25 protein-coding genes are annotated in these 25,321 nt (G+C 73.5%); 19 read left to right on the top strand and 6 right to left on the bottom strand.

Annotated features, from left to right (window positions below; genetic code table 11):
- Positions 1 to 75: 75 nt before the first annotated feature.
- From GVN67_RS17900 to GVN67_RS17845, 12 genes are all read left to right on the top strand, one after another.
- Positions 76 to 1,446, top strand: coding sequence for a type II and III secretion system protein family protein (locus GVN67_RS17900; protein ID WP_159998437.1), 1,371 nt, complete (start codon positions 76 to 78; stop codon positions 1,444 to 1,446).
- Positions 1,447 to 1,469: 23 nt separating this feature from the next.
- Positions 1,470 to 2,729 (top strand): hypothetical protein, encoded by a 1,260-nt coding sequence (locus GVN67_RS17895; protein ID WP_159998435.1) that lies wholly within the window; start codon positions 1,470 to 1,472, stop codon positions 2,727 to 2,729.
- Positions 2,726 to 3,973, top strand: coding sequence for a CpaF family protein (locus tag GVN67_RS17890; RefSeq protein ID WP_159998433.1), 1,248 nt, complete (start codon positions 2,726 to 2,728; stop codon positions 3,971 to 3,973). The genes GVN67_RS17895 and GVN67_RS17890 overlap by 4 nt, the downstream gene beginning before the upstream one ends.
- Positions 3,973 to 4,875, top strand: coding sequence for a type II secretion system F family protein (locus GVN67_RS17885; RefSeq protein ID WP_159998431.1), 903 nt, complete (start codon positions 3,973 to 3,975; stop codon positions 4,873 to 4,875). The genes GVN67_RS17890 and GVN67_RS17885 overlap by 1 nt, the downstream gene beginning before the upstream one ends.
- Positions 4,875 to 5,795, top strand: a complete 921-nt coding sequence (locus tag GVN67_RS17880; protein ID WP_159998429.1) for a type II secretion system F family protein — start codon at positions 4,875 to 4,877, stop codon at positions 5,793 to 5,795. Before GVN67_RS17885 ends, GVN67_RS17880 begins: the two co-directional genes overlap by 1 nt.
- The gene (locus GVN67_RS17875) at positions 5,792 to 6,472 is read left to right on the top strand and encodes a tetratricopeptide repeat protein (RefSeq protein WP_159998427.1); all 681 of its coding nucleotides are present in this window, start codon (positions 5,792 to 5,794) and stop codon (positions 6,470 to 6,472) included. Before GVN67_RS17880 ends, GVN67_RS17875 begins: the two co-directional genes overlap by 4 nt.
- On the top strand, positions 6,469 to 6,777 hold the full coding sequence (locus GVN67_RS17870) for a hypothetical protein (protein ID WP_159998425.1): 309 nt from the start codon (positions 6,469 to 6,471) through the stop codon (positions 6,775 to 6,777). The genes GVN67_RS17875 and GVN67_RS17870 overlap by 4 nt, the downstream gene beginning before the upstream one ends.
- Entirely contained in the window at positions 6,777 to 8,549 is a 1,773-nt protein-coding gene (locus GVN67_RS17865; RefSeq protein WP_159998423.1) for a pilus assembly protein TadG-related protein, read from the top strand. The genes GVN67_RS17870 and GVN67_RS17865 overlap by 1 nt, the downstream gene beginning before the upstream one ends.
- Before the next feature lie 69 nt (positions 8,550 to 8,618).
- Complete coding sequence (locus GVN67_RS17860; RefSeq protein WP_235035351.1) at positions 8,619 to 8,813, top strand: Flp family type IVb pilin; 195 nt, start codon at positions 8,619 to 8,621, stop codon at positions 8,811 to 8,813.
- A 33-nt stretch (positions 8,814 to 8,846) separates the two neighbouring features.
- The gene (locus GVN67_RS17855; protein ID WP_159998421.1) at positions 8,847 to 9,413 is read left to right on the top strand and encodes a TadE family protein; all 567 of its coding nucleotides are present in this window, start codon (positions 8,847 to 8,849) and stop codon (positions 9,411 to 9,413) included.
- Positions 9,414 to 9,415: 2 nt separating this feature from the next.
- Positions 9,416 to 9,829 carry a prepilin peptidase gene (locus tag GVN67_RS17850; RefSeq protein ID WP_159998419.1) on the top strand — a complete coding sequence of 138 codons (414 nt, stop codon included), beginning with the start codon at positions 9,416 to 9,418 and terminating at the stop codon, positions 9,827 to 9,829.
- Between the two features lie 56 nt (positions 9,830 to 9,885).
- Complete coding sequence (locus GVN67_RS17845) at positions 9,886 to 11,397, top strand: lyase family protein (RefSeq protein ID WP_159998417.1); 1,512 nt, start codon at positions 9,886 to 9,888, stop codon at positions 11,395 to 11,397.
- Between the two features lie 4 nt (positions 11,398 to 11,401).
- Here the strand turns inward: GVN67_RS17845 and GVN67_RS17840 are convergent, their stop codons facing one another.
- Positions 11,402 to 12,856: a hypothetical protein gene (locus tag GVN67_RS17840; RefSeq protein ID WP_159998415.1), complete on the bottom strand. Its 1,455-nt coding sequence runs from the start codon at positions 12,854 to 12,856 to the stop codon at positions 11,402 to 11,404.
- 625 nt (positions 12,857 to 13,481) lie between these two features.
- Between GVN67_RS17840 and GVN67_RS17835 the strand changes: the two genes are divergently transcribed.
- Positions 13,482 to 14,837 (top strand): LLM class flavin-dependent oxidoreductase, encoded by a 1,356-nt coding sequence (locus GVN67_RS17835; RefSeq protein WP_159998413.1) that lies wholly within the window; start codon positions 13,482 to 13,484, stop codon positions 14,835 to 14,837.
- A 19-nt stretch (positions 14,838 to 14,856) separates the two neighbouring features.
- A complete protein-coding gene (locus tag GVN67_RS17830) occupies positions 14,857 to 15,831 on the top strand; it encodes a tripartite tricarboxylate transporter substrate binding protein (RefSeq protein ID WP_159998411.1) in 975 nt (324 codons plus the stop codon).
- A 1-nt stretch (position 15,832) separates the two neighbouring features.
- Here the strand turns inward: GVN67_RS17830 and GVN67_RS17825 are convergent, their stop codons facing one another.
- From GVN67_RS17825 to GVN67_RS17810, 4 genes are read right to left on the bottom strand one after another with little or no spacing between them, the layout of a single operon-like run.
- The gene (locus tag GVN67_RS17825) at positions 15,833 to 16,324 is read right to left on the bottom strand and encodes a GAF domain-containing protein (RefSeq protein ID WP_159998409.1); all 492 of its coding nucleotides are present in this window, start codon (positions 16,322 to 16,324) and stop codon (positions 15,833 to 15,835) included.
- A gap of 48 nt (positions 16,325 to 16,372) precedes the next feature.
- On the bottom strand, positions 16,373 to 17,359 hold the full coding sequence (locus GVN67_RS17820; RefSeq protein WP_235035350.1) for a tripartite tricarboxylate transporter substrate binding protein: 987 nt from the start codon (positions 17,357 to 17,359) through the stop codon (positions 16,373 to 16,375).
- A gap of 27 nt (positions 17,360 to 17,386) precedes the next feature.
- Positions 17,387 to 18,151 carry an SDR family NAD(P)-dependent oxidoreductase gene (locus tag GVN67_RS17815; protein WP_159998407.1) on the bottom strand — a complete coding sequence of 255 codons (765 nt, stop codon included), beginning with the start codon at positions 18,149 to 18,151 and terminating at the stop codon, positions 17,387 to 17,389.
- Entirely contained in the window at positions 18,148 to 18,903 is a 756-nt protein-coding gene (locus GVN67_RS17810; protein WP_159998405.1) for a GntR family transcriptional regulator, read from the bottom strand. The genes GVN67_RS17815 and GVN67_RS17810 overlap by 4 nt, the downstream gene beginning before the upstream one ends.
- A 118-nt stretch (positions 18,904 to 19,021) precedes the next feature.
- Here GVN67_RS17810 and GVN67_RS17805 point away from each other — a divergent pair, with 118 nt between their 5' ends.
- Positions 19,022 to 20,047, top strand: coding sequence for a ketopantoate reductase family protein (locus GVN67_RS17805; RefSeq protein WP_159998403.1), 1,026 nt, complete (start codon positions 19,022 to 19,024; stop codon positions 20,045 to 20,047).
- Positions 20,044 to 21,696, top strand: coding sequence for a M28 family metallopeptidase (locus GVN67_RS17800; protein ID WP_159998401.1), 1,653 nt, complete (start codon positions 20,044 to 20,046; stop codon positions 21,694 to 21,696). The genes GVN67_RS17805 and GVN67_RS17800 overlap by 4 nt, the downstream gene beginning before the upstream one ends.
- 4 nt (positions 21,697 to 21,700) lie before the next feature.
- Here the strand turns inward: GVN67_RS17800 and GVN67_RS17795 are convergent, their stop codons facing one another.
- A complete protein-coding gene (locus GVN67_RS17795; protein ID WP_159998399.1) occupies positions 21,701 to 22,846 on the bottom strand; it encodes a PLP-dependent aspartate aminotransferase family protein in 1,146 nt (381 codons plus the stop codon).
- Positions 22,847 to 22,976: 130 nt separating this feature from the next.
- Between GVN67_RS17795 and GVN67_RS17790 the strand changes: the two genes are divergently transcribed.
- From GVN67_RS17790 to GVN67_RS17780, 3 genes are all read left to right on the top strand, one after another.
- Positions 22,977 to 24,170 carry a M20 family metallopeptidase gene (locus tag GVN67_RS17790; protein ID WP_159998397.1) on the top strand — a complete coding sequence of 398 codons (1,194 nt, stop codon included), beginning with the start codon at positions 22,977 to 22,979 and terminating at the stop codon, positions 24,168 to 24,170.
- 31 nt (positions 24,171 to 24,201) lie between these two features.
- Positions 24,202 to 25,056: a transporter substrate-binding domain-containing protein gene (locus GVN67_RS17785; protein ID WP_159998395.1), complete on the top strand. Its 855-nt coding sequence runs from the start codon at positions 24,202 to 24,204 to the stop codon at positions 25,054 to 25,056.
- A gap of 4 nt (positions 25,057 to 25,060) precedes the next feature.
- Positions 25,061 to 25,321: ABC transporter permease subunit (locus GVN67_RS17780; RefSeq protein WP_159998393.1), on the top strand; the 261-nt coding region annotated here is incomplete at its 3' end.

Genomic DNA, 25,321 nt, shown 5'->3' with positions numbered 1-25,321 from the left:
GGCTCCGGCGGCGCCGCGGCCGCGCGTGGCCGAAGGCCCCGTGATCATCCGCGGCGCCGCCGGAGCCTCCGCCCCATGATTTTCTTTCGGTTCTTCCGCCGCGGGCTGCTGGCCGCCACCGCGCTCGCCGGCCTCGCCGCGGCCCTGCCGGCCGTGGCCCAGAACGGGCTGCCCACCATCACCGGCCAGGTCGCGGCGATCGGCCAGACCATTTCTCTGTCCGTCGGCGGCCAGACCGTGGTCGAGATCGGCAGCGGCGTCACCCGCATCGCGCTGGGCAATCCGCAGGTGGCCGATGTCTCCAATGCCGGGCCGCGGCAGATCCGCATCCTCGGCCTCAGCGAGGGCAGCACCGACCTGGTGCTGTGGCGCGGCCGCGACGTCACCCGCATGCGGCTGTCGGTCGCCGGCGACGTCGACGGCGCCCGGGCGGCGGCGGGGTCCGACCCCAGCCTGAGCCGCGCCCAGGTCGGCAGCGAAGGCGGCCGCGTCGTGCTGCGCGGCGAGGTGCCGGATCTGGAGGCGCATCAGCGCCTGGTCGCCCTGGCGCGGCCGCGTGGCGGAGAAATCGTGGATATGACGCGCATCGCCCAGCCGATGGTGGTGGCGGTGGAGGTGAAGTTCGCCGCCGTCTCGGCGCAGCGCCTGCGCTCCATCGGCTTCGACTTCAAGGCGCTCGGCCGCAGCCTGCAGGGCGGCGTGCTGCCGCCGGGCAGCGGCACCGACCTGTCCGGCGGCCTGCCGGCGCCGATCGGCTCCGCCTTCAACCTGGTGCTCGGCAACAGCCGCAACAACATCCTGGCCGCGCTGTCGCTGCTGTCGTCCACCGACTTCGCGCAGATGCTGGCCGAGCCGGTGCTGCTGGTGCGCTCCGGCGAGCAGGCCAGCTTCCTGGCCGGCGGCGAGATCCCGATCCCGGTGCCGCAGGCCGGCATCGGCGGCAGCGCTTCGGTCACCATCGACTACAAGCCCTTCGGCGTGCGCCTCGACGTCGCCCCCGTGGTGATGGCCGGCGACCGCATCCTGCTGCGCGTCTCGCCCGAGGTCAGCGAGCTCGACTACACCAACGCGGTCACCATCCAGGGCTTCTCGGTCCCCGCCTTCCGCAAGCGCAGCACCAGCACCACCGTCGAGCTCGGCAGCGGCCAGAGCTTCATGATCGCCGGCATGACCTTCAACAATGTCGGCCAGCTCGACGAGCGGGTGCCCGGCCTCGGCCAGCTGCCGATCATCGGCACCTTCCTGTCCCGCGTCCGCGCCCAGCGCGAGCAGCAGGAGCTGGTGATCATCGCGACGCCGCGCCTGGTCCGCCCGATGGAGGCCGGCAGCCTGCCGCCGCTGCCCGGCGCGCCGGGCAATTCCGCGCCGATGCCCTCCAGCCTGGACCAGGTCCTGCAGCGCAACACCGCGGCCGACGCCGCCGCCCGCTTCGGCCTCCTCCGTTGACGTTTCTTTCTGGGCCTCTCCCGGTGGTCGAGGCGGTCGCGCAGGCGAGCGACACTCTGCCCGTGGTCGCGGTGATGAGCGCCGACGCCGCGCTGATCGAGCGGCTGGAGGCGGCGCTGGCCGGCCTTGCCGTCATCGTCCGCGCCGAGCCGGAAGGCGAGGCGGGCCTCGCCCTGGTCGAGGCGATCCGACCGGGCCTGGTCGCCTGCGACCTCGGCGCCGCCGCGGTGGCCGAGGGCGCGGCGCTGGACGCCCAGGGCTATCGCCCGCGGCAGCGCCAGGCGGCGCCGGATTTCATCGGCCGCCTCGGCCAGCTGCGCCGGCTGCTGCCGCAATCGATCCTGGTGGCGCTGGGCGACGAGACCGCGCCGGAGCAGGTGCTGGAGGCGGTGCGCGCCGGCGCCCAGGACGTGCTCGACCGCCAGACCAGCGTCCCCGGCCTGCAGGCGGCGCTGCGGCCGCGGCTGGAGGCGGCGCCGCGCGGCGCCCAGCGCGGCGGCCAGGCCGAATGCCTGGCGCTGCTGGCCGCCCGCCCCGAGGATGGCGCCCGCGAGATCGCCATGGCGCTGGCCTGCGCCCGCGCCGATCGCGGCAAGCGCGAGGTGCTGCTGCTCGACCTGGCCCCCGGCGCCGGCGCGGTCGAGGTCGCCTTCGACCTGGCCCTGCAATACGGCGTCGGCGACGCGCTGCGCGACATCGAGCGGCTGGACGCGGCGCTGCTGCGCTCGGCGGTGCCGCGCGAGCGCCGCAGCGGCCTCGCGACCCTCCTGCTGCGCGCGCCAGAGGACCTGGACGGCGTGACGCTGGCCGATCTGCGCGCCCTGCTGCTGGTGCTGCGCGGCGTCTATGCCGAGGTGGTGCTGCATCTGGGCAGCGTCGCCGACCCGCTGCGCCTGGCGCTGGCCACCGGCCTCGGCCGCTTCGGCCTGGTGATGACGCAGGAGGTGGCCTCGGCCGCCGCCGCCGCCGCCCTGCTGCGCCGGCTGGACCAGCCCGGCCTGCCGCGGCGCGACCGCGTCGTCGCCATCGTCGCCCGCCACCAGCCGGCGATCCTGCTGCCGGCGCAGCGCCTGGTTGAGGAGCTGGAGCTCGGCGCCCCGGTGCTGGTGGCCGAGAGCCGCGTCGCCGAGGCCAATGCCGCCAATGCCGGCGACTTCGCCGGCCATGTCATCCGCGACCGCGGCATGGCGGCGATGGCGGCGGCGCTGGCGCCGCGCCTGGGCGCCCCGGCCGCGGCGCCGCCCGCCCGCCGCTTCGCCCTGCCCTGGGGCCGCCGCGCATGAACGCCCTCACGCAAAGCTACGCGCTGACCGACAGCTATCGCGGGCTGGAGGCGGCCGCCTTCCGCGCCGTGCTGGAACGGCTGGAGGCGCGCGGCGTCACCGCCGACCGGCTGCCGCGGGCCGCGCTGCTGACCGAGGTCACCGCGGCGATGGCCAGCGTGCTGGAGGCCAGCCGCGCCGCGCTGAACGCCGCCGAGCGGGCGCGCCTGGCCGAGGACCTGATGGACGAGCTGCTCGGCCTCGGCCCGCTGGAGGCGCTGCTGAGCGACGACACGGTCGACGACATCCTGGTCAACGGCCCGCGGCAGATCTTCGTCGAGCGCCAGGGCCGGCTGCAGCTGGCCGCCGCCCGCTTCCGCGACGACGCGCATCTGCTGGCGGTGATCCAGCGCATCGTCGGCGCCGTCGGCCGCCGCGTCGACGAGGCGACGCCCTTCTGCGACGCGCGCCTGGCCGACGGCTCGCGCGTCAACGTCGTCATCCCGCCGGTCGCCATCGACGGCGCCTCGATCTCGATCCGCAAGCCGCGCCGGCAGCCGCTGTCGGGCATCGACCTGGTGCGCTCCGGCGCCATGCCGCGCGCCGTGCTCGACTATCTGACCGCCGCCGTGCAGGCGCGGCTGAACATCCTGGTGATCGGCGGCACCGGCTCGGGCAAGACCACGCTGCTGAACGTGCTGTCGGCGGCCATCGACCCGGCCGAGCGGCTGGTCACCATCGAGGACGCCGCCGAGCTGCGCCTGGTGCAGCCGCATGTGGTGCGGCTCGAGACCCGGCCGCCCGGGCTCGACGGCCGCCAGGCGATCTCGACCCGCGAGCTGACCCGCAACGCCATGCGGATGCGCCCCGACCGGCTGCTGCTGGGCGAGGTGCGCGGGCCGGAGGCGGTCGAGATGCTGCAGGCGATGAGCACCGGCCATGACGGCTCGATGAGCACGCTGCACGCCAATTCGGCGCGCGACGCGCTGTGGCGCCTGGAGATGCTGCTGGGCTTCAGCGGCTTGCCGCTGGAGCCGCGGGCGCTGCGCCGCTTCGTCGCCTCCTCGGTGCAGCTGATCGTCGGCGTCCAGCGCGCCCCCGACGGCCAGCGCCGCGTCATGGAGGTCGCCGAGCTCTGCGGCATCGATGGCGACGTCTACCAGATGCACGAGCTGTGGTCGCATGGCCAGAGCAGCCAGGGCCGTGGCGCCATCGCCGACCAGTCGCGCTACGCGGCGCGGCTGGCGCAGCGGAGCCACGTCTGATGCGCGGCCCCGCCTCGCTGCTGGCCGCTGGCGGCCTCGGCCTGATGGCCACCGCTTTGCTGCAGCGCCGCCGCCGCCTGGCCCGCATCGATGCCCGGCTGACCGCCCGCGTGCAGCGGCCGGAGCTGGCGCTGGAGGCGGTGCGCGACGCCGTGCTGCCGGAGCCGCTGGAGCGGCTGCTGTGGCGCGCCGGCCTGCGCCCCGGCCCGGCGCTGGGCGTGACCGGCCTGGCGGCGGTGGCCGGCGGTGGCGCGGCGCTGGCCGTGCTCGGCACGCCGCAGGGCATGCTGCCCGCCTTCCTGGCCGTCGGCGCCTGCGCCGGGCTCGGCCTCGGCTTCGCGGTCTGGCGCGCGGCGCGCCGCGCCAAGGCGATGCAGGCGGCGCTGCCCGGCTTCGTCGAGCGGCTGCGCCAGCATCTGCAGACCGGCGCCTCGGTGCCGCAGGCGCTGGCCCGCGCCAATGCCGCCAGCCCCGAGGTGCTGCGCGAGCTCTTCTTGCTGGCCGAGCGGCGGGTGCAGCATGGGGCGGCGCTGGGGCCGACCCTCGAAGCCCTGGCGGCGCGGCAGGGGCTTTCCGATCTTTCCCTGCTGGCGGCGGCGGTCGCCGCGGCGCTGCGCTTCGGCGGCCGGCTGACCGAGACGCTGAGCCAGCTGGCGCAGAGCCTGCGCGACCGCCAGCGGGTGGCGCGCGAGCTGCGCAGCGCCACCGCCGAGGTGCGCGCCAGCGCGCTCGTCCTGTCGCTGCTGCTGCCGCTGGCGACCGTCGCGCTCAGCCTGCTGAGCCCGGCGCATATCGGCTTCTTCCTCGACCCCGAGCGCGGCCGCGGCGCCGCCTGGCTGATCCTCGGCCTGTATTCGGGCGGCCTGGCCGCGCTGTCGCGCATCGCCAAGGTGACCTACTGATGGCCGCCACCGAAACCGGCCTGGCCCTGGTCGCCGGCGTCTCGGCCATCGCCCTGCTGGCCGGGCTGCGCCGCGCGCTGCGGGTCGAGCGGGCGCTGGCGCGCCTGGCCCGCCATGCCGGCGCCGGCAAGGCCGCCATCGCCCCCGGCGACCCGATGCTGGAGGCGCTGCAGCGCCTGGCGATGCGCTGGGCGGCGCCGATGGGCCGCCGGCTGATCGGCCAGGGCGCCTCCTCCGAGCAGCTGGCGCTGTCGCTGCGCCGCGCCGGCTTCCTGCATCCGGCGGCGCCCTCGCTCTTCGCCATCGGCCGGCTCGGCCTGGCGCTGGCGGCCGGGCTGCTGGCCAGCCGCTTCGACGGGCTGGTGCCGGGCCCCGGGCTGTTCGTGCTGGGCGCGCTCGGCACCGCCTTCCTGGCCAGCCGGCTGCTGGCCTGGCGCGCCGAGGCCGCCGCCGGCGCCCGCCGCGCCGAGCTGCCCGCCGCCATCGGCCTGATGGTGCTGGGCCTCGAGGGCGGCGCCGGCACCGAGCAGGCCCTGCGCTTCGCCGCCCAGCAGGCGCCGGCCGCGACGCCGGCGCTGGCGCCTGCGATGCGGCTGATGCTGCAGGAGCTCGATGGCGGCACGCCGCAGGAGCAGGCGCTGACCCGGCTGTCGCACCGCCTGGCGATCGACGATGCCGCGACCCTGGCCGAGCTGGTGCGCCAGTCGCTGCGCTTCGGCACCGAGCTGATCCAGCCCTTACGCGGCCTGGCCGTCGATCTCGGCGAGCAGCGCCTGGCCCAGGCGCGGGAGAAGGTGGGATCGGCCGCGGTGAAGCTCACCGTGGTGATGGTCGCCGCCTTCCTGCCCGCGCTGCTGATCCTGATGGGCGCGCCGGCGCTCTCCGGCCTGATGGCCGGCATGACGGGGGACCCTCGATGAACCGCCTGCTTCTTCCCGCGCTGCTGGGCGGCGCCCTGCTGCTCAGCGGCTGCGGCACGCTCGGCCTCGGCGGCGACAGCCTGGCCGCCGGCAATGCCCCCGAGAGCACCGGCCCGCGCGAGCGCGGCCTGTATCTGGACCTGATCGCCGGGCTGCAGCAGCGCGACCTGCACCGCGCCGCGCTGGCGCATCTCGACGAGTTCGACACCCGCTTCGGCGCCACCGCCGACACCAGCATGCGCCGCGCCGAATCGCTGGCCGCCATCGGCGAGGATGCCCGCGCCGAGGCCACCTTCCGCGCCCGGCTGGGCCGCGGCGACGACGGGCCGGCGCAGAACGGGCTGGGCATGCTGGCCGGCCGCCGCGGCCGCTGGGCCGAGGCGGTGGCCGCCTTCACCGCCGCGCTGGCCAAGCAGCCGACCAGCACGCGCTACCTGAACAACCTGGGCTATGCGCTGTATCGCGCCGGCCAGGCCGAGGAGGCCGAGTTCCGCCTGCGCCAGGCCGAGGAGCTGGACCCGGCCAGCGGCGAGGTGCGCAACAACCTGATCCTGGTGCTGATGGCCAACCGTCGCCGCGACGAGGCCGAGCGCCGCCTGGCGCAGATCGCCGACACCGGGCTGCGCGACACCGTGCGCCGGCGCGCCGAAACCCTGCTGCGCGGAGAGCCCGCATGAACCGCCCCCGCCTGATTCGCCGCCATCTGATCCTCGGCCTGATGGCGCTGGCCGCGCCGGCCCTGCTGCCGGCGGCCGCGCCGCGCGCCGCCGAGCCGGTGCCCGCGCCCGCCGTGCCGATGGAGGGCTTCGCCGCCGCCATCATCGCTCGCCAGCTCGGGCTGCTGCCCGGCGTGCCGGCGCCTGCGCCGCATCCCGGCACGCCGGGCCGCGAGGCGGATTCCCTGCTGGGCCAGCGCCCGGCCGCGCCGATGGCGGCGCCGGCCGATGCGGCGCCGGTCTCCGCCCGCGGCGGCATGCGCTGATGCGCCTGCGCCCCGCCATCCTGCCGCGCCTGCGTCGCCCGGAGGCCGCGCTGCGCGCCGTCCTGAAGCGTGCCGCGCGCCGGATGACGCGGGGCGATGATTCGGGCGCCGTCGGCCTGCTGGCGGCGCTGTGCCTGGCCAGCATGATGGGCTTCGGCGCGCTGGCGGTCGACATGACCGCGCTGCATTTCGGCAAGCGCGCGCTGCAGGCGGCGGCCGATGCCGCGGCGCTGTCCGCGGTGCGGGCGCCGGCCAATGCGACGCTGCTGGCGGGCAACACGCTGCGCCGCCAGGGCATGGCGGATGTCGCCTTCACCGCCACCGCCGGCCGCTACGACGACAGCCTGGCGGCGCCGGGCAGCCGATTCAGCGCCGCCGCCACGCCGCTCGGCGCCGTGCGGGTCGAGGCGTCGCGCGTGCTGCCGCTCGGGCTGATGCGGGTGCTGCTGGCGCAGGACAGTGTGACGCTGCGGGTCAGCGCCACGGCGGCGCACCAGCAGCTCGGCGCCTTCACCCTGTCGTCGACCACGGCGGCGCTGGATGCCGGGCTGCTGAACGCCATGATCGGCGGCATGCTGGGCGGCTCGCTGAACCTGTCGCTGCTGGCCTGGAACGGGCTGGCGACGGCGCGGCTCAGCCCGGTGGCGCTGCTCGACCAGCTGGCGCTGCAGCTCGGCGTCGGCACCTATGCGGCGCTGCTGACCAGCCGGGTGTCGCTGCCGGTGCTGCTGACCGCGGCCGGCCAGGTGCTGGCCGCCAGCGCGCCGGCCGCCGCCGCGACGCTGGCCAGCCTGGCGGCGACGGCGGATGCGGCGCGCGGCGCGCTGCTCGGCGATGTCATCGACCTCGGCGTCATGCAGGGGCGTGAGGCGGTGGCGAGCCTGGTCTCGGCCACGCCTTTCGCCAATGCGACGCTGTCGGCGCTGGAGCTGCTGCGCGCCGCGGCGGTGATGGGCGGCGGCCATGCGGCGCAGCTGACCACGCTGGGCACCGTCGCCGGCGCGCTGATCTCGGCGCGGGTGATGGCGATCGCGCCGCCGGCGACGGCGCCGGCGCCGCCCGCCGAGGGTGCCCTGGTGCTGGGCCCGGTCGGCAGCCGCGCGGCGACGACGCAGATCCGCCTGCTGCTGCAGATCGCGCTGCCGCAGATCACCATCCCGCTGGTCGGCACCGTCACCGTCGCCAATGTCGGCGTGCTGGTGCAGGTGGCGCCGGCCAGCGGCGTGCTGAGCGCGGTCAGCTGCGGCGACGACCCGGTCACCGACACGGCGATCAGCGTGCTGGCGCGCAGCGGCCTGGCCAGCGTGCAGCTGGGCAGCGTCAACGCCATGCGCTTCGCCGACAGCGCCTCGGTGCCGCCGGTGGCGCCGGCGACGCTGCTGGCGATTGACACCGGGCTGATCAGCATCGGCGCGACCGCGGCGACGCGGGCGCCGGTGGTGGTCGCCGAGGGCAGCGGCACGCTGCGCTTCACCGCGGCGCAGATCGCCGCCCACACGCCGCAGAGTATTTCTTCCGGTGGCGCGCTGGGAAGTCTGCTGTCTGGTCTCGCAGGCAATCTGCAGATCACGGCGGCGGTCAATGTGCTGGGCGGCAGCCTGGTGCTGACGCCGACGGTGGTGACCGCCGCGCTGGCCGGGGTGCTCGACCCTGTGCTGCGCGGGCTGGACCCGCTGCTGGCCAATCTTCTCGCGGCGCTCGGGCTCCGGCTCGGCATCGCGGAGGTGACACCGGAGGGCGCGCGCTGCGGCGTGCCGACCCTGGTGCTCTGAGCGACATCGCGCCGCCGGACCGGCGGGCGGCGCGATCCATCGATGCCGGCTGACACAAGGAAAGAGACCATGTCGTTCAAGCTGATCCTGACTGAGATGCACCGCCTGTGGAAGGATGAGGACGGCGCCGCGGCGCTGGAATACGGGCTGATCGCCGCCGGCATCGCCGTCGCCATCGCCACCATCGTGACGCCGATCGGCACGCAGCTGCGCGTCACCTTCAACAGCATCCTGACCGCCCTTGGCGGCGCCGCGGTGACCTGAAGCCGGCCTGCCACGGCAGAAAGGCCTGGCGTCATGCATCCTCCTGCCCATGGCCCCGGCAGCTGCCGGGGCCGCCCGCTGGCCGGCCCGTTGCGCGGCGCCGATCCCTCCCGGCGCCTGCGCCTGGCCTGGGTGCAAAGGCTGCTGCGCCGCGCGACGCAGCGGCCGGCGCGGCACCGGCGCGCCGTGGCGTCGCGGGATGACGAAGGCGCCATGGCGGTCGAGTTCGCGCTCGTCGCCACGCTGATGTTCAGCCTGCTGTTCGGCACCATCGCCTTCGGCGTGCATTTCGGCGCCCGCACCGCCGCCGCCGCCGCCGCCGGGGAAGGCGCGCGCGCCGCCGTCGCCGGCCTGACCAACGACCAGCGCGCGACGCTGGCCCGCGCCGCCGCGACCGCCGTGCTCAACAGCTATGGCGGGCTGGTCGATCCGGCGCGCAGCACCATCACCGTGGGTCCCGACGCCAGCGCCAGCACGCGCTATGCCGTCACCGTGCGCGTCGATGTCTCGCAATTTCCCTTCGCCCAGCTGACGGCCTTCATCCCGGCCCTGGCCAGCGACCCGCAGAGCACGGTCAGCGTGCAGATCGGCGGCTTCTGAAGATGGACACGGCCTGGCTGGCCGCGGTGCTGGCGCTGCTGGCCGCGCTGGCGCTGGTCGATGCATCGCAGCGCCGGCTGCCGCATCCGCTGACCGCGCTGCTGGCCGGGCTCGGGCTGCTGGCGGCCGATGACATTCTGCTGGCGCTGGTCGCCGGCGCGATGATGGCGGCGCCCTTCTGGCTGCTGCGCCGGGGCGCGTCGCGCGGGCGCGTCGGCGGCGGCGACCTGCGCTTCGGCTTCGCGCTGGGCTGCCTGCTGGGGCCGGCGCTGGCCAGCGCCACGGCGGCGCTGGCGCTGGCGCTGCTGGCGCTGTGCGCGCTGCTGCTGCGCGGCGCCGGGCAGCGCGTCGCCGCCCTGCCGCTCGGCCCCTTCCTGGCGCCGCTGGCCATGGCCGCGCTGGTCTTCTGCCGCTGACATTGCCAGCCGCCGCATGAAGCCTATCCTCGCCGCTCCATGCGGGGAGAGACCAGATGCGGATGATCCAGGCGGGCCTGGCGGCGGGGCTTTTCGTCGCGGGCTTCGGCGCGGCGCAAGCCCAGGGGACGGCGGCATCGCCACGGCAGGACGAGTTCTTCTGGCTCGGCGAGATCAACAAGGCCACCGCGGTGATCAACACCGAGGAGGGCCTGCTCGACCGCGCCGTGGCGCCGCGCATCGCGGCAGGGCTGGCGGCCGTGCTCAAGGCCGGCGCCGCGCCGGGCGGGCGGCGGCCATCCACCGTCATCAGCTTCGAGCCGCTGCTGATCGAGGCCGCCGGCGTCGAGGCGACGCTGCTGCATGCCGGCCGCTCCAGCCAGGACATGCATGCGACCTATCGCGCCGCCATCCTGCGCGACGACCTGCTGCAGCTGGCCGACGCCCTGCGCAAGACGACGGCCACCATGCTGCGGCTGGCCGGGCAGCATGCCGGCACCATCGTGCCGAACTACACCAATGGCGTCGCCGCGCAGCCGAACAGCTACGGCCATTACCTGCTCGGCCATATCGCCGGGCTGACGCGCGATGCCGACCGCATCCGCGAGGCCTATGCCCGCGTCGACCGCTCGCCGATGGGCACCACCGTGCTGAACGGCACCGGCTGGCCGCTGAACCGGGCGCGGATGGCGGGCTATCTCGGCTTCGGCGCGCTGGTCGACAACGCCTATGACGCCAGCCAGATCGCCTCGGCCGAGATGCCGGTGGAGGCCGGCGCCATCGTCACCGGCATCGCGCTGCATGCCGGCGGCTTCATCGAGGATGTGCTGGTGCAATACGCCCAGTCGCGCCCCTGGATCCTGCTGCAGGAGGGCGGCGGCAACACCTATGTCTCCAGCGCCATGCCGCAGAAGCGCAATCCGGGCCTGCTGAACGACACGCGCAGCCAGGCGTCGACGGTGATCTCGCTGGCCATGGGCCGGGTGATGCAGGCGCACAACATCCCGCCCGGCATGGCCGACGCCAAGAGCGTGCGCGACAACAGCGCCATGATCGGGGCCACGGTGCGGCTGCTGCAGCAATGGGACCGCATCCTGGGCGCGCTGGTGATCAGCCCGGAGCGCGCGCTGGACGAGCTGAACAGCGACTGGACCGCCAGCCAGGAGCTCGCCGACCTGCTGATGCGGCAATACAGGCTGCCCTTCCGCGTCGGCCATCACTTCGCGTCGGAGATCGTCGACTTCGCCAAGGCGCATGACATTCGCCCGAGCGATTTCCCCTATGCGGAGGCCCAGCGCATCTATGGCGAGACACTGCGCGAGATGAAGGTGGAAGGCGGCGCGCTGCCGGTCACCGAGGCGGAATTCCGCGCGGCGCTGGACCCGGCGGCGATCGTTGCGGCGCGGGCGACCAGCGGCGGGCCGCAGCCGGCCGAGATGACACGGATGCTGGCCGCGTCGACCACCGCGTTGAGCGACCAGGAAAAATGGGTCGCCGGGCGCCGCGGCCAGATCACGGCCGCGCTCGCCCGGCTGGATGCCGATTTCGCGGCGCTGCTGCCGCGATAGCCGGCTACTTGGCGCGGGTCAGCGCCGGGGCCGGGCGGCGCTTGGCCAGCTCCATCAGCCGGGGCTTGGCCAGGCGCAGCAGGCACCAGGCCAGCATCAGCCCGACCGGCAGCAGGCTGCCCCACAGGCTGTAGCGGCCGGTGGTGGCCAGCAGCCCGGCGCCCACCACCCAGAACAGGCCGCGGATCATCTCCTTGTTCAGCCCGCGGTGGTCGCCGCCGCTGCGATAGACGATATAGACGATCCACATCATGGCGACCTGGCTGAGCGACAGCAGCACGCCCATCATGGTCGGGTGGATCAGGAAGAAGACCGGCAGGTACTTCATCATCTGCAGCACGGCATAGAGCGGCAGCCGCCCCTGCACCGGCTGCTGGTTGTAGGCGTGGAAGGCCAGCCGCAGCAGCACCAGCAGGATCGCCCAGGCGGTGATCGCCGGCAGCAGCGCCAGGCTGGAGGTGGAGCGGGTATAGGCCGCCGCCAGGCAGCCCAGCAGGCCGAGGCCGATCGCCCAGACCCAGCCCGCCGGCTGGATCGGATAGTCGCGGAAGCGGGCGGCCTCCTTGCTCAGCGTCGGCTTGGCCTCGCGCTTGGCCGCCACCATGTCGTTCTCGAAATAGCCCATCTCGTAGACGCAATGCAGCGACAGCAGCAGGAAGGGAATGCTGATGGCATGCCGCAGCAGGTCGTCGAGGTCGCGCGAGGTGCCGAGCAGCAGGATGGCGAAGTCGACCAGCAGCACCTTGTCCAGCATGTGCAGCAGCCCGTACTTGGCCCGGATGCTGTAGCGCAGAGGGAAGTAGCGGCGCTCGGCGGCGGCGACGGCCTCGCCCTGCGGCGGGATCAGGATGCCCTGGCGCGCCGCCAGCAGCAGGTCGCGGTCGTCGAGGGAATCAGAGATGGCCGTCGCCTCGGCCACCGCCCGGCGGCCGAAGCGCGCATCGAGCAGCGCCAGCTTGCCGCGCGAGAAATTACGCCGGGCCGGCTTCAGCGGCGTCGCCATCAGCTCGGCCGCTTCCCATCGGCTGCCGCGCAGCATGGGCCGGATCAGCCAGGCCATGCCGAAGCTGACGATGACGCAGCGCGCCGCCTCGATCGGCGCCAGCGCCTCGGCCACGCTGTCGCTGGCCTGGGCCGCGAACAGCGCCGGCGCGCGCCGCCTCCAGGCCAGGATGGTCCAGGGCATCAGCAGCGCCAGCATCAGGCAGCACATATAGTCGCGCAGCCGGAACCAATGCGGCAGGCCGGTCATCCGCCATGGAATGCAATCGCGCACCACGAAATCGATGGCCGCTGCCATCCAGTGCGGCCGGCAGGACAGGATGAACAGCTCCGTGCTGTTCGCCGCCAGCAGCGTGTGGTCGAAGTCGATGAGGACAGGCGCGGCACGCGACGGCGGGTCCTCTGCCAGGGCGGTCGCCAGATCCCGTTGCGGGAGGTGGTCCCGGCCCTGCGTCATGCCCGCTCTCCTGTTTCCGTGATCAAGCGGAGACCATGCGAGATCCGATGCGCAGGAGCCAGCCGAAACTGGCCCGCGCCGCGGCGCCGCGCCGCGATTTTCCGCGTCACGACTCAGTCGCGGCACTTGCTGCAGCGCAACCGGCACCGGTCACGGCAGCAGGGCTCGTCTTGCGAGAATCCGATCGACAAAAACGCGAGCGGCGGCCTGGCGCAGCGCCGCCGGGGCAGCAGGGCCGCTTTCGCCCCGACGATGCCGCCGGGACTCCCGGGCCCGGGCAGAGCCTGCGCAGCACCATCGCGGCCCCTGCAAGGCCTGGGCGGCGGCCAGGATCGGCCCGTCTTCGCCCCGATCCGCGGCGGCGTCAGCGGCGCCGTCTGGCCGGTGGTCGACGTGCTCGCCACGGCCGTGCCAAGCAGCACGCCGCCAGGAACATGGCTGCCGCGGCCCGTTGCGAAATTTCGTGCAGCGTGAATTGCGGAACGCGCTTGCGCGGCGCGCAACAGGCCGGCGGTGTTGTCAAATGGGTGCCCCCACCATACCCTCCCGTCAAATAGGCCGGCACATTGAAAGCCTGGCCGGGGGAACGGGGACGTCGGCTGGATGACCGTCCGGGAACCGTTGAATGTCTTCTGCCCCGCGCCAGATGCGCCTTGGCCTTTTCCTGCTGTCCACCGGCCATCACATCGCCGGCTGGCGGCATCCCGGCGCGCAGGCCGATGCGCCGGTCAGCATCCGCCACTATGCCGAGATGGCGCGCCTGGCCGAGGCGGCGCGTTTCGACATGCTGTTCCTGGCCGACAACAACTGCGTCACCCAGACCGACTGGCCGGCGGTGCGCCGCACCAGCCGCACCAATATCTTCGAGCCGATCGCGCTGCTCTCGGCGCTGTCGATGGTGACCGAGCGGATCGGCCTGGTCGCGACGGGCTCCACCACCTATGCGGAGCCCTACCACACCGCGCGCAGCTTCGGCACGCTGGACCATCTGTCGGGCGGCCGGGCGGGGTGGAACATCGTCACCACCTCCAACGCCAACGAGGCCTGGAATTTCGGCCGCGACAGCCACCTGGCGCATGCCGACCGCTATCGCCGCGCCGCCGAGTTCGTCGAGGTCACCAAGGGCCTCTGGGATTCCTTCGCGGATGACGCCTTCGAACGCGATGCGGAGTCGGGCGTCTATTTCGATGCCGCCAAGCTCGATGTCCTGAACCACCGCGGCGAGGACTTCGCCGTGCGCGGCCCGTTGAACCTGGCGCGGCCGCCGCAGGGCCACCCGGTGCTGGTGCAGGCCGGCGGGTCGGAAGCCGGCCGCGACCTGGCCGCGCGCCTCGCCGAGGTTATTTTCTCGGTCAGCCAGACGCTGCCGGAAGCGCAGGCCTTCTATGCCGATATCAAGGCGCGGCTGACCGCCGCCGGCCGCGATGCCGAAGCCGTCAAGGTTCTTCCCGGTTTCTTCCCCGTTGTCGGCCGCACCCGCACCGAGGCGGAAGACCAGATGGCCGAGCTGCAAAAGCTGCTGCATCCGGATGTGGGGCTGTCGCTGCTGTCCTTCCTCACCGGCGGCTTCGACTTTTCCAAGTTCGATGTCGACGGGCCGCTGCCGGCGCTGCCGGACACCGATGTCGGCAAGGCGCGGCTGAAGGTCATCGCCGATCTCGCCAAGCGCGAGAACCTGACCATCCGGCAGCTCTATGAGCGCATCGCCGTCTCGCGCGGCCACCACATGATCGTCGGGAGCTACAGCGAGGTTGCCGACCGCATGCAGGAATGGTTCGAGGGCCGCGGCGCCGACGGCTTCAACGTCATGCCGCCGACCTTCCCCGCCGGCTTCCGCGCCTTCACCGAGCTCGTCGTGCCGGAGCTGCAGCGCCGCGGGTTGTTCCGCACCGAGTACAGCGGCACGACGCTGCGCGAGCATCTCGGCCTGGCGCGCCCCGAACGCCTCTCGCGCGGCACGACCGCGCTTCCCGAAGCCTGAGCCCCCGGAGCCCCTGGCCATGATCTCCCCCCTTCCGCGGCGCGCGGCGCTCGGGCTGCTCGCCACGCCCTTCCTCCTGCGCGGCGCGGCTGCCGCCACCGGCTGGCAGCCGGACCGGCCGATCCGTATCATCGTGCCCTTTCCGGCGGGCGGCGGCGTCGACCTGGTCGGCCGCGTGCTGGCCGATGCCTGGGCCCCGGTCTTCGGCCAGCCCGTCGTCGTCGAGAACAAGGCCGGCGCCGCCGGGGCGCTGGGCATCGAGCAGGTGTTTCGCGCGGCGCCCGACGGCACCACGCTCGGCATCACCAGCGCCGGCAATGTCACCATCGGCCCGCTGCTGCGCCGCACCCCCTACACGCCGCTGACCATGACCCATGTCAGCCGGTTGACCACCAGCCCGCTGCTGCTCGTGGCGCGGAAAGACCTGCCGGCGGCCGATCTCGGCGCCTTCCTGGCCTGGGCCAAGGCGCAGCCGCAAGCGGTGCGCTTCGGCTCGGGCGGCATCGGCTCCAGCCCGCATCTGGCGATGGAACTGCTGAACCTGCGGCTCGGCACCGACATGCTGCATATCCCCTATCGCGGCACGGCGCCGCTGCTGGCGGATCTGGCGGCCGGCACGGTCGATGTCGGCTTCAGCGATGCCGCCGTCTGGCCGATGGTCGACCAGGGCGTGCTGAAGCTGCTGGCCATTTCCACCGCCGAGCCCTGGCCGCGCAGCCCGGCCACCCCCGTGCTGAACGGCCGCGCCGGCGAGTTCAATGTCAGCAACTGGTACGGGCTGGTGGCGCCGCCGAACCTGCCGCCGGCCATCCTGGCGCGGCTGGAGGAAGAGGCGACCAGGGCGCTGGCCTTGCCGAAGGTGCGCGACGCCTATGCCACCTCCGGCTTCACCGCCGCGCCCCTGCCGGAGCGCGACTTCGCGCCGTTCCTGCAGCGCGAGGTCGATCTGTGGAAGGGCGTGATCTCGGCGGCGAAGATCGAGGTCGAAGGTTGAGCTACAGCTCGCTGGCGGCCACGAAGATCGCCGCCAGCTTCTCGATCCCGGCCTGGTCCTCGGCGTCGAAGCGGTCGGGCAGCGGGCTGTCGAGGTCGAGCACGCCGATGACGCCGCTCTTCCCGATCACCGGCACCACCAGCTCGGCCCGCGACGCGGCGTCGCAGGCGATATGGCCGGGGAAGGCGTGCACATCGGGCACCAGGACCGAGGCGCCACGCTCGGCGGCGGCACCGCAGACGCCGCGGCCACGGGCGATGCGGACGCAGGCGGGCTTGCCCTGGAAGGGGCCGAGCACCAGCTCGCCGCCCTCGCGCAGGAAGTAGAAGCCGGCCCAGTTCAACTCGGGCAGGCTGTGGAAGATCAGCGCCGAGAGATTGGCGGCATTGGCGATCATGTCGCGCTCGCCCTGCAGCAGGGCCTCGGCCTGCTGCGCCAGCTCGGCGTGGAACTCGGCCTTGCTGCCGGCCGCGATGGGGCGTGCCTCGAACATCGTCGGGGTCCTTCTCACTTCGCGGCCGGCATAGCGGTTCCGCGCGGGTTATTCCACCCGGGCGCCGGAAGCCTTGACCAGCGGCGCCCAGATCTTCACCTCGTCCGCCACATAGGCCGCGAAACGGTCCGGGGTGTAGCCGCGCATGCCGGGGGTGCCGAGCTCGTCGAGGCGCGCCTTGATCGCCGGGTCGGCCAGCGCCGTGTCGACGGCGGCGGCCAGGCGCTCCTGGATCGGCTTCGGCGTGCCGGCCGGGCCGAACAGCCCGTACCAGGAATAGGCCTTGTAGTCCGGCAGCCCGACCTCGGCGGCGGTGGGCATGTCGGGCATCAGCGGCGAGCGCTCCGGCGTGTTGACGAAGAGGCAGCGCACCTGACCGGCCTCGTGGAAGGGCTTCAGCAGGCTGGGGATGTCGTGGGTGAACTGCGTCTCGCCCGAGACCAGCGCGGTGAAGCTCTGCCCGGCGCCGCGATAGGGCACGTGCTCGGCCTGCGCGCCGACCTGGCGCAGGAAATTGCTGCTGGCGATATGGCCGGTCGTCCCCACCCCGCTGCTGCCATAGGAATAGGCGTTGGGCTTAGCCTTCAAGGCGGCCACGAAGCCGGACAGGTCGCGCACGTCCCAGCCTTTCGTCGTCACCCCAAGGCAGATCGGGATGAAGACCGTCGGCGCGATGGCGGCCAGATCCTTGATCGGATCATAGGGCAGGTTGGCGTAGAGGCCGACCGCGATGCCGGTGGAGGACAGCGTGGCGAGCACGAAGGTCGAGCCGTCGGGGGCCGACTTGGCGACGAAATCGGTGCCGACGGTGCTGCCCGCGCCGGGCCGGTTCTCGATCACGACGGACTGGCCGAGGATCTCGGAGATCTTCGGCGCCAGCATGCGCATGGTGACGTCGGTGCCGCCGCCGGTGGCGAAGGGCACGATGACGCGGATCGGCCGCGACGGCCAAGACTGCGCCCGGCTGATCTGCGGCATGGCGAGGCCGGCGGCGGTGAGGGCCAGCAGCCCGCGGCGGGTGTTCAGCATGGTCATGTCGAAAAAAATCCTTGGCGTGGCGGCTTAGTGCGAGCCGCCATTGACCGGCAGCACCTGGCCGGTGACGAAGCTGGCGAGGTCGGAGGCGAAGAACAGCACGCTGTCGGCGATGTCCTGGGCGGTGCCCATGCGGCGCAGCGGGATGCCGTCCAGCACGCGCTGCTGGCCCTCGGCGCCATAGCCTTCCCATTGCCGGACGACGGCGGGCACGCCGGTCAGCATCAGCCCCGGCGCGATGGCGTTGACGGTGACGCCATGCGGCCCGAGCTCATGCGCCAGCTGCCGGGTCAGGCCGATCACCGCATGCTTGGCGGTCGTATAGGCCTGGATGCCGGTGCGCGACGGCCGCAGCCCGGCGCCCGAGCTGATATTGACGATGCGCCCCGCGCCGGCCCGCTTCATCGCCGGCGCCGCGGCGCGGCAGAGGGCGAAGGCGGCATGCAGGTTGACGTCGAAGATGGCGTCCCAGGCGGCGTCCTCGACCTCCTCCACCGGGCTCTGCTGCTGCCCCAGCGTGCCGCCGGCATTGTTGACCAGGATGCCGATGGCGGCGCCGGCAGCCGCCTCGACGTCCGCGATCCAGCGGGCGGCGGCGGCGCGGTCGCGCAGGTCGACCACGGCGGCGGCGATGCCGGCATGGCCCGCCGCCGTCTCCGCCAGCAACGCCGCGTCGATGTCGGTGGCGAAGACTTTCGCGCCGCGGGCGGCGAAGGACTGGGCGACGGCGCGGCCGATGCCGGCAGCGGCACCGGTGACCGCGACGACGCGGCCCGAAAAATCCAGATTCACGGCTTTGACCCCTGGGGCAGGACCGCCTCGTCCTGGCCATGCCGCGCGGCCAGGATGACCAGGGCGATGGCGGCCGAGGCCTCGATATGATGGATGCAGGCGGCTTCCGCCGCGGCGGCGTCGCCGGCGCGGATGGCGGCCAGGATGGCGCGGTTCTCGGCCATGCTCTCGGTCAGGCGGCCGGGCCAGAGCACCCCGCTCAGCCGGCCCAGCGCCAGGCGGTTGTGGATCGCCTTCAGCAGGCCGGCGATCACCGCATTGCCGGCGGCCTCGGTCATGGCGGCGTAGAAGGCGGCATTGGCGGCGATCACCCGCGGCCCGTCGACGACCTTGGCCGCCGCCTCCATGGCATCCATGGCGGCGTCCAGCGCGGCCAGCTGCGCCGGCGTCCGGTGCAGCGCGCAGAGCCGGCCGACATGCCCCTCCAGCAGGGCGCGGGCGGCATAGGTCTGGCGCGCCTCCTCCAGCGGCAGGGGGCGCACCACGGGGCCGCGATGCGGGATGATGCTGACCAGCCCCTCGGCCTCCAGCTGGCGCAGCGCCTCGCGCACCGAGCTGCGGGCGGCACCGGTCACGGCGCAAAGCTCGCGCTCCGGCAGGCGCTGCCCGGCGCGGTAGCGGCCGGAGACGATCGCCTGGCGCAACTGACAGGCCACGGCCGCGCGCACGCTGGCGGGGGCCTCGGCATCGTCAGGCCTGTCGTTCTGCCTGTCGGAAACAGGCAGGGTCTGGAAGGGCAGCGCGGCGGACATGGCGGGAGCCTCGCCATTCGTCCGACAGGTGTCAATCATTTTGTCAGACGAAATTCACCGGATTGACGGACATTCCCGCCGGGTGCAGAGCGGGAGGCTGCAGCAGGGGAAGCGCGCCATGACGGGATTGGTTCCGGAATCCATCATTGTCTGGGGGGCCGGGGCGATTGGCGGCACCATCGGCGCGCATCTGCTCCGCGCCGGCCATGCCGTGACCTTCGTCGACGTGGTCGACGAGCACGTCGCCGCCATCAACGCGGACGGCCTGACCATCGACGGCCCGGTCGCGGCCTTCACCGTGCCGGCCCGCGCGGTGACGCCGGCGCAGATGACCGGGCAGCACCGCCTGATCCTGCTGGCGGTCAAGGCGCATCACACCGAGGCGGCGACGCGCGCGCTGCTGCCCTACCTGGCCGAGGACGGCGCCGTCGTCTCCTGCCAGAACGGGCTGAACGAGCTGATCATCGCCGAGGTGGTCGGCCGCGCCCGCACCATCGGCGCCTTCGTCAATTTCGGCGCCGACTACATCGCCCCCGGCCGCATCACCTATGGCGGCCGCGGCGCCGTGGTGGTGGGCGAGCTCGACGGCGCCACCACGCCGCGCATCACCGCGCTGCACCAGCTGATGCTGCAATTCGACGCGGACGCCGTGCTCAGCGACAATATCTTCGGGTATTTGTGGGGGAAGGGGGGGTACGGCGCCATCCTGAAGTCCTCGGCGCTCACCAACGACTCCATCGCCGACTACATCGCCGACCCGGCGCGGGCAAAGATGCTGCGCGCCCTGGTGCGCGAGGTGCTGACCATCGCCCGTGCCGAGGGCGTGTCTCCGCTCGGCTTCAACGGCTTCGACCCGGCCGCCTTCCTGAAGGGCGACGAGGCGGCGATCCAGGCTTCCATGGCGATCATGGAGACGTACAACCGCGGCTCGGCCAAGTCGCATAGCGGCATCTGGCGCGACCTGGCGGTGCGCCAGCGCCCTACCGATGCCGGGGCGCAGCTGGCGCCGATGCAGGCGGCGGCGCGCCGCCACGGCCTGCCGACGCCGCTGGTCGACAAGCTGGTGGCGCTGATCGCCTCGGTCGAGCGCGGCGAGCGAAAGATCGGCGAAGGCCTCGCCGAAGAGCTGGGAGAGCTGGCATGACCACCGCCAAGGATCTGGCCGCCGGCGTCGACGGCCCGACGCTGATGGACACGCTGCGCCACCTAGCGCGCTTCGTGAAGCTGTCCGGCACGCCGCCGGAGCTGGACAGCCTCGAGGGGCTGAAGACCCGCCTTGCTTCCTATGGCTACGCCACGCGCATGGTCATGCACGACGCCTATGTCAGCCTGCCCGGCGCCTGCCGCGTCACGGTCGACGGCCGCGCGGTGAAGGCCATCACCCATTCGATGGCGCTGGCCTCGTCGCCGGGCGGCGCGCGGGGAAGGCTGATGCATCTGGGCGCCGGCACCGAGGCGGATTTCGCGGGACGGGACCTCGCCGGCTGCATCCTGCTGGTCGAGGGCATCGCCAGCCCCGCCGCCGCCGCCCGCGCCGCCCGGGCCGGGGCGCTGGCGCAGCTGCATGTCAGCCCGCATGAGCATATCCACGAGATGTGCATCTCGCCGCTCTGGGGCAGCCCCTCGCCCGAAACTTTCTCTCAGTTGCCGCGCACCGTGGCCGCCAGCATCAACCGGGCCGAGGGCGAGGCGCTGATCGCCCGCCTGGCCGAGGGCGAGGCGCCCGAGGTGGTGATCGAGGCCGCGATCGATGCCGGCTGGCGCCCGACGCCGATCCTGGTCGCCGAGCTGGACTCGCCCGCCGGCGATGCCGCGCCCTTCATCCTGTTCTCCGGCCATCACGACACCTGGTACGAGGGCGTGATGGACAATGGCGCCGCGAACGCCTCGATGCTGGAGGCCGCCCGCCTGGTCGCGCAGCACCGCGCCGGCTGGAAGCGCGGGCTGCGCCTGTGCTTCTGGTCCGGCCATTCCCAGGGGCGCTATTCCGGCTCCGCCTGGTATGCCGACCAGCACTGGCAGGAGCTCGACCGCCGCTGCGCCGTGCATGTGAACATCGATTCCACCGGCGGCGTCGGCGCGACCCTGTTGTCGAATGCCCCCGCCAGCCCGGAATTGGCCGGCCTCGCCGAGGCGGCGCTGCAGGCCGAGGGGGGCCAGTCCTTTGGTGGCAAGCGGCCGGCGCGCAATGCCGACCAGTCCTTCCACGGCATCGGCCTGCCGAGCCTGTTCACCACGCTCAGCGAGCAGGCGCCCGGCGGCGTCGCCATGCGCAACGCGCTCGGCTGGTGGTGGCACACGCCGGACGACCTGCTGGACAAGATCGACGAGACGCTGCTGGTCCGCGACACCCGCGTCTATGCCCATGCGCTGTGGCGGCTGCTGAGCGATGCCGTGCTGCCGCTCGACTATCGCGGCAACTCTTCTGCATTTGTCGCCGAGGTGGAGGGGCTGGCGGCGAAGCTCGGCGAGGCGCTCGACCTGTCGGCGTTGCTCTCCGAGGCGCGCGCCCTGCGCGACCGTGCCGAGGCGGTGGCCAGCCTGCCGGAAGCGGATCGCGACGCGGCGCTGATGCGGCTGTCGCGCAGCCTGGTGCCGCTGGAGCAGACCACCGGCGACCGCTTCGCGCATGACGCGGCGCTGCCGCTGCCCGCCTCGCCCGCGCTGCGCCCGCTGCACCGCCTGGCCGGCGCCGAGCCCGACACCGACGCCTGGCAGCAGGCCGCGGTCGAGGCGCGCCGCTGCCGCAACCGCCTGGCCGAGCAGCTGCGGCTGCTGCGCGCCGACTGGTGACGCCTCAGGCCGCGGCCAGCGCCGCGGCCAGGTCGTCCTGCAGGTCCTCGGCATGCTCGATGCCGATGGACAGGCGCAGCAGGTCGTCGGGGCAGAGCGAGCCCGCGCCCTCGGTGCTGCGCCGGTGCTCGACCAGGCTTTCGGTCGAGCCCAGCGAGGTCGCGCGGCGGAACACCGCCGTCGCCGCCGCGACCCGCAGCGCCGCCGCCCGCCCGCCGGCCAGCTGGAAGGACAGCATGGCGCCGAAGCCGCCCTGCAGCTGGGCGCGGGCCAGGGCATGCTGCGGATGGCCGGGCAGCCCCGGGTAATGCACCGCGCTGACCGCCGGCTGCGCCTCCAGCCATTCCGCCAGCCGTAGCGCCGTGCGGCTGGCGGTCTCGACCCGCAGTGCCAAAGTCCGCATGCCGCGCAGCAGCAGCCAGGCCTCGAAGGGCGGCAGCACCGTCCCCGCCGCGGTGCGGTGGCGGAGGAGCTCCTCCCAGTCGGCGTCGACTTGCGCGCAGGACAGCGCGCCGGCGGTCAGGTCGCCATGGCCGTTCAGGTATTTGGTCGCCGAATGCAGCACCCAGTCGGCGCCCAGCGCGATCGGCCGGGCCAGCACCGGCGTCGCCACCGTGGCATCGACCAGCAGCTTCGCCCCGGCCCCCTGGGCCAGCCCGGCCAGCCCCGCGATATCGGGCACCCGCCACAGCGGGTTGGTCGGCAGCTCGGCCCAGACCAGCCGGGTCGCCCCCGGGCGCAGCGCGGCGGCGACGGCGGCGAGGTCCGTCATCTCGACCAGGCTGACGGCCACGCCCCAGCGGGCGCAGAAGCGGGCAATCACCGCGCGGAACTCGTAGTAGCCGGCGGCCTCCAGCAGCAGATGCGCGCCCGGCCGCAGCCCGGCCAGCACCGCCTGGGCCGCCGCGGCGCCGGCGCCGAAGCAGGCGCAGGCCGCGGCGCCTTCCAGCCCGGCCAGCAGCTCCTCGGCCAGGCCGGCGGCGGCATTGCCGGAGCGGGCATAGAAGCCGGCCATGTCGGGCAGCCCGGCCGGGCCATGGCCCAGCCCGGTGACCCCGGGCTGGATCGGCGGCACCAGGCTGCCGCTGGCCGGGTCGGTATAGTGGCCGAGGCCGGCGAGGCGGGTGGCGGGATGCGGGGGGCGGGCCATGGCGCGGATCTCCTGCCGGCGGGGATAGGGCGTGGCTTGTCGATTGTCGATCCTCGATGGTGGCTTGTGCACCGGTCCCGCCCATGTCACAGAACCGTCGTCGTTCTGTCCGGCAAGGCCGCGCCACCCCATGTCCCAGCCCGATCTTCCCAACGATCCCGGCCCGTCGCTGCGCGCGCGCGTGGCGGCCATCGAGCCGGCGCTGACCGCGATCCGGCGCGACCTGCATGCCCATCCGGAGCTCGGCTTCGAGACGGTGCGCACCGCCGGCATCGTGGCGGACGAGCTGCGCCGGCTGGGCCTGGCGCCGCGCACCGGCATCGGCCGCACCGGCGTCGTCGCCGAGATCGAGGGCGGCGCCCCCGGCCCCTGCCTGCTGATCCGCGCCGACATGGACGCCCTGCCGATGCAGGAGCTGACCGGCCTGCCCTATGCCAGCAGCATCCCCGGCCGCATGCATGCCTGCGGCCATGACCTGCACACCGCGACCCTGCTGGGCGTCGCCGCCGCCCTGCTGGCCGAGGCGCCGCGGCTGCGCGGCAGCATCCGCCTGGTATTCCAGCCGGCCGAGGAGACCTCCGAGAGCGGCGCCGAGGCGATGATCGCCGATGGCGCGGCGGATGGCGCCGACATGGCGCTGACCCTGCACAACCGCCCCGAGATGCCGGTGGGCAGCTTCGGCCTGACCCAGGGCGCCAGCACCGCCGCCTGCGACGATTTCGAGGTCACGGTGCGCGGCACCTCCGGCCATGCCGCCCGCCCGCATGCCGCCGCCGACCCGATCGTCGCCGCGGCGCTGATGGTCGCCGGGCTGCAGACGGTGATCTCGCGCGAGATGAACCCGGCCGAATCCGCGGTGCTGACGGTGGGCCATATCGCCGGCGGCAGCACCCACAACATCATCCCCGACAGCTGCCTGTTCCGCGGCACCGTGCGGTCCCGCTCGCCGGCGGCGCGCGACCGCGCCGAGGCCGGGCTGCGCCGCGTCTGCCAGGGCGTCGCCCTGGCGCAGAATGTCGCCGTCGACATCGACTATCTGCGCGGCGTGCCGCCGCTGATGAACGACCCGGCGCTGGTCGCCCGCGCGATGCAATCGCTGGCCGCGCAATTCGGCACGGCGCCGCGGCTGGAGCCCGGCCGCAGCTTCGGCGCCGAGGATTTTTCCTACTTCACCGAGCGCATGCCCGGGCTGCAGCTCTATGTCGGCGCCGGCCAGCCCGGGCGCGACGACCGCGTGCACAATTCGAACTACCAGCCGGACGAGGGCAGCATCGGGCTGGGCGCCACCGCGCTCGCCCGGCTGGCCGTCGACCTGCTGTCCTGACCCCCACCGCCCGCCTGAGGGAAACCGTCGCATGACCATCACCCGCCAGACCTTCCTCCGCGCCGGCCTCGCCGCCGGCGGCCTGCTCGCCATGCCGCGCCTCCTGCGGGCCAAGGAGTGGTCGGTGATCCGCTTCGCCACCGAAGGCGCCTTCCCCCCCTACAACCAGACCGCGCCCGACGGCCGCATCATCGGCTTCGAGCCCGACCTGCTGAAGGACCTGTCGGCGCGGCTGAAGATCCGCATGGACCTGGTGGCGCAGGACTGGGCCGGCATGATCCCCGGCCTGGTCGACGGCAAGTACGACGCCGTCATCGACGGCATCTCGATCACGCCGAAGCGGGAGGAGGCGATCGCCTTCACCGTGCCCTACACCGCCGGCACCTCCGGCTTCGTCACCATGAAGAGCACGGCGCCGAACGGCCTGCCCGGCACCGGCACCCGCATCGGCCTGACCGACGAGGCCGCGACCAAGGCGGCGATCGCGGCGCTGGCCGAGGCGCTGCGCGGCAAGACGGTGGCGGTGCAGGTCTCGACCATCCAGGCCGACTTCCTGACCACCTATCTGAAGGACGCGGTGACCATCCGCACCTACCAGGCCGGCGGCGACACCTATCTCGACCTGCGCGCCGGCCGCGTCGACGCGGTGATGGCCTCGACCTCCAACATGGCCGCCTTCGTCAAGCGCGCCCGCGGCGAGGCGCTGCAGAGCGGCTTCACCTTCGGCGGCGGCGTGCTGGGGCGCGGCGCCGCCATCGGGTTGCGCAAGACCGATCCGGAGCTGAAGACCCTGCTGGACGGCGCCATGCAGGCCGCCATCGCCGACGGCACGCTGAAGAAGCTGTCGCTGCAGTGGTTCGAGACCGACATCACCCCCGCCACCTGAGCTGATGGAATACGACTGGGAGCTGCTCGGCTTCGGGCCGGAAGGCTGGGGGCCGGTGCTGCTGCGCGCTGCCGGGGTGACGGTGGCGGTCTCCGTCACCGCCTTCCTGCTGGGCGTGGTGCTGGGCACGCTCTGCGCCTGGGCGAAGATCGGCGGCAACCGCCCGGCCCGCGCGGTGGCCGAGGCCTATACCGTCATCCTGCGCGGCATCCCCGACCTGCTGGTGATCTATCTGTTCTACTTCGGCGGGCGGCAGGTGGTGGCC

The sequence above is a fragment of the Roseomonas sp. 18066 genome, from assembly GCF_902706185.1.
Taxonomy (GTDB): domain Bacteria; phylum Pseudomonadota; class Alphaproteobacteria; order Acetobacterales; family Acetobacteraceae; genus Pseudoroseomonas.
Note: the sequence above shows the minus strand (reverse complement) of the source record. Positions and strands in the feature narration are given on the sequence as shown.

Excerpts from the sequence above, each read along its gene's own strand:
- GVN67_RS17900 (WP_159998437.1), top strand. The coding sequence starts at position 76 with ATGATTTTCTTTCGGTTCTTCCGCCGCGGGCTGCTGGCCGCCACCGCG.
- GVN67_RS17890 (WP_159998433.1), top strand. The coding sequence starts at position 2,726 with ATGAACGCCCTCACGCAAAGCTACGCGCTGACCGACAGCTATCGCGGG.
- GVN67_RS17885 (WP_159998431.1), top strand. The coding sequence starts at position 3,973 with ATGCGCGGCCCCGCCTCGCTGCTGGCCGCTGGCGGCCTCGGCCTGATG.
- GVN67_RS17880 (WP_159998429.1), top strand. The coding sequence starts at position 4,875 with ATGGCCGCCACCGAAACCGGCCTGGCCCTGGTCGCCGGCGTCTCGGCC.
- GVN67_RS17875 (WP_159998427.1), top strand. The coding sequence starts at position 5,792 with ATGAACCGCCTGCTTCTTCCCGCGCTGCTGGGCGGCGCCCTGCTGCTC.
- GVN67_RS17870 (WP_159998425.1), top strand. The coding sequence starts at position 6,469 with ATGAACCGCCCCCGCCTGATTCGCCGCCATCTGATCCTCGGCCTGATG.
- GVN67_RS17865 (WP_159998423.1), top strand. The coding sequence starts at position 6,777 with ATGCGCCTGCGCCCCGCCATCCTGCCGCGCCTGCGTCGCCCGGAGGCC.
- GVN67_RS17860 (WP_235035351.1), top strand. The coding sequence starts at position 8,619 with ATGTCGTTCAAGCTGATCCTGACTGAGATGCACCGCCTGTGGAAGGAT.
- GVN67_RS17855 (WP_159998421.1), top strand. The coding sequence starts at position 8,847 with ATGCATCCTCCTGCCCATGGCCCCGGCAGCTGCCGGGGCCGCCCGCTG.
- GVN67_RS17850 (WP_159998419.1), top strand. The coding sequence starts at position 9,416 with ATGGACACGGCCTGGCTGGCCGCGGTGCTGGCGCTGCTGGCCGCGCTG.
- GVN67_RS17845 (WP_159998417.1), top strand. The coding sequence starts at position 9,886 with ATGCGGATGATCCAGGCGGGCCTGGCGGCGGGGCTTTTCGTCGCGGGC.
- GVN67_RS17840 (WP_159998415.1), bottom strand. The coding sequence starts at position 12,856 with ATGACGCAGGGCCGGGACCACCTCCCGCAACGGGATCTGGCGACCGCC.
- GVN67_RS17835 (WP_159998413.1), top strand. The coding sequence starts at position 13,482 with ATGTCTTCTGCCCCGCGCCAGATGCGCCTTGGCCTTTTCCTGCTGTCC.
- GVN67_RS17830 (WP_159998411.1), top strand. The coding sequence starts at position 14,857 with ATGATCTCCCCCCTTCCGCGGCGCGCGGCGCTCGGGCTGCTCGCCACG.
- GVN67_RS17825 (WP_159998409.1), bottom strand. The coding sequence starts at position 16,324 with ATGTTCGAGGCACGCCCCATCGCGGCCGGCAGCAAGGCCGAGTTCCAC.
- GVN67_RS17820 (WP_235035350.1), bottom strand. The coding sequence starts at position 17,359 with ATGACCATGCTGAACACCCGCCGCGGGCTGCTGGCCCTCACCGCCGCC.
- GVN67_RS17810 (WP_159998405.1), bottom strand. The coding sequence starts at position 18,903 with ATGTCCGCCGCGCTGCCCTTCCAGACCCTGCCTGTTTCCGACAGGCAG.
- GVN67_RS17805 (WP_159998403.1), top strand. The coding sequence starts at position 19,022 with ATGACGGGATTGGTTCCGGAATCCATCATTGTCTGGGGGGCCGGGGCG.
- GVN67_RS17800 (WP_159998401.1), top strand. The coding sequence starts at position 20,044 with ATGACCACCGCCAAGGATCTGGCCGCCGGCGTCGACGGCCCGACGCTG.
- GVN67_RS17795 (WP_159998399.1), bottom strand. The coding sequence starts at position 22,846 with ATGGCCCGCCCCCCGCATCCCGCCACCCGCCTCGCCGGCCTCGGCCAC.
- GVN67_RS17790 (WP_159998397.1), top strand. The coding sequence starts at position 22,977 with ATGTCCCAGCCCGATCTTCCCAACGATCCCGGCCCGTCGCTGCGCGCG.
- GVN67_RS17785 (WP_159998395.1), top strand. The coding sequence starts at position 24,202 with ATGACCATCACCCGCCAGACCTTCCTCCGCGCCGGCCTCGCCGCCGGC.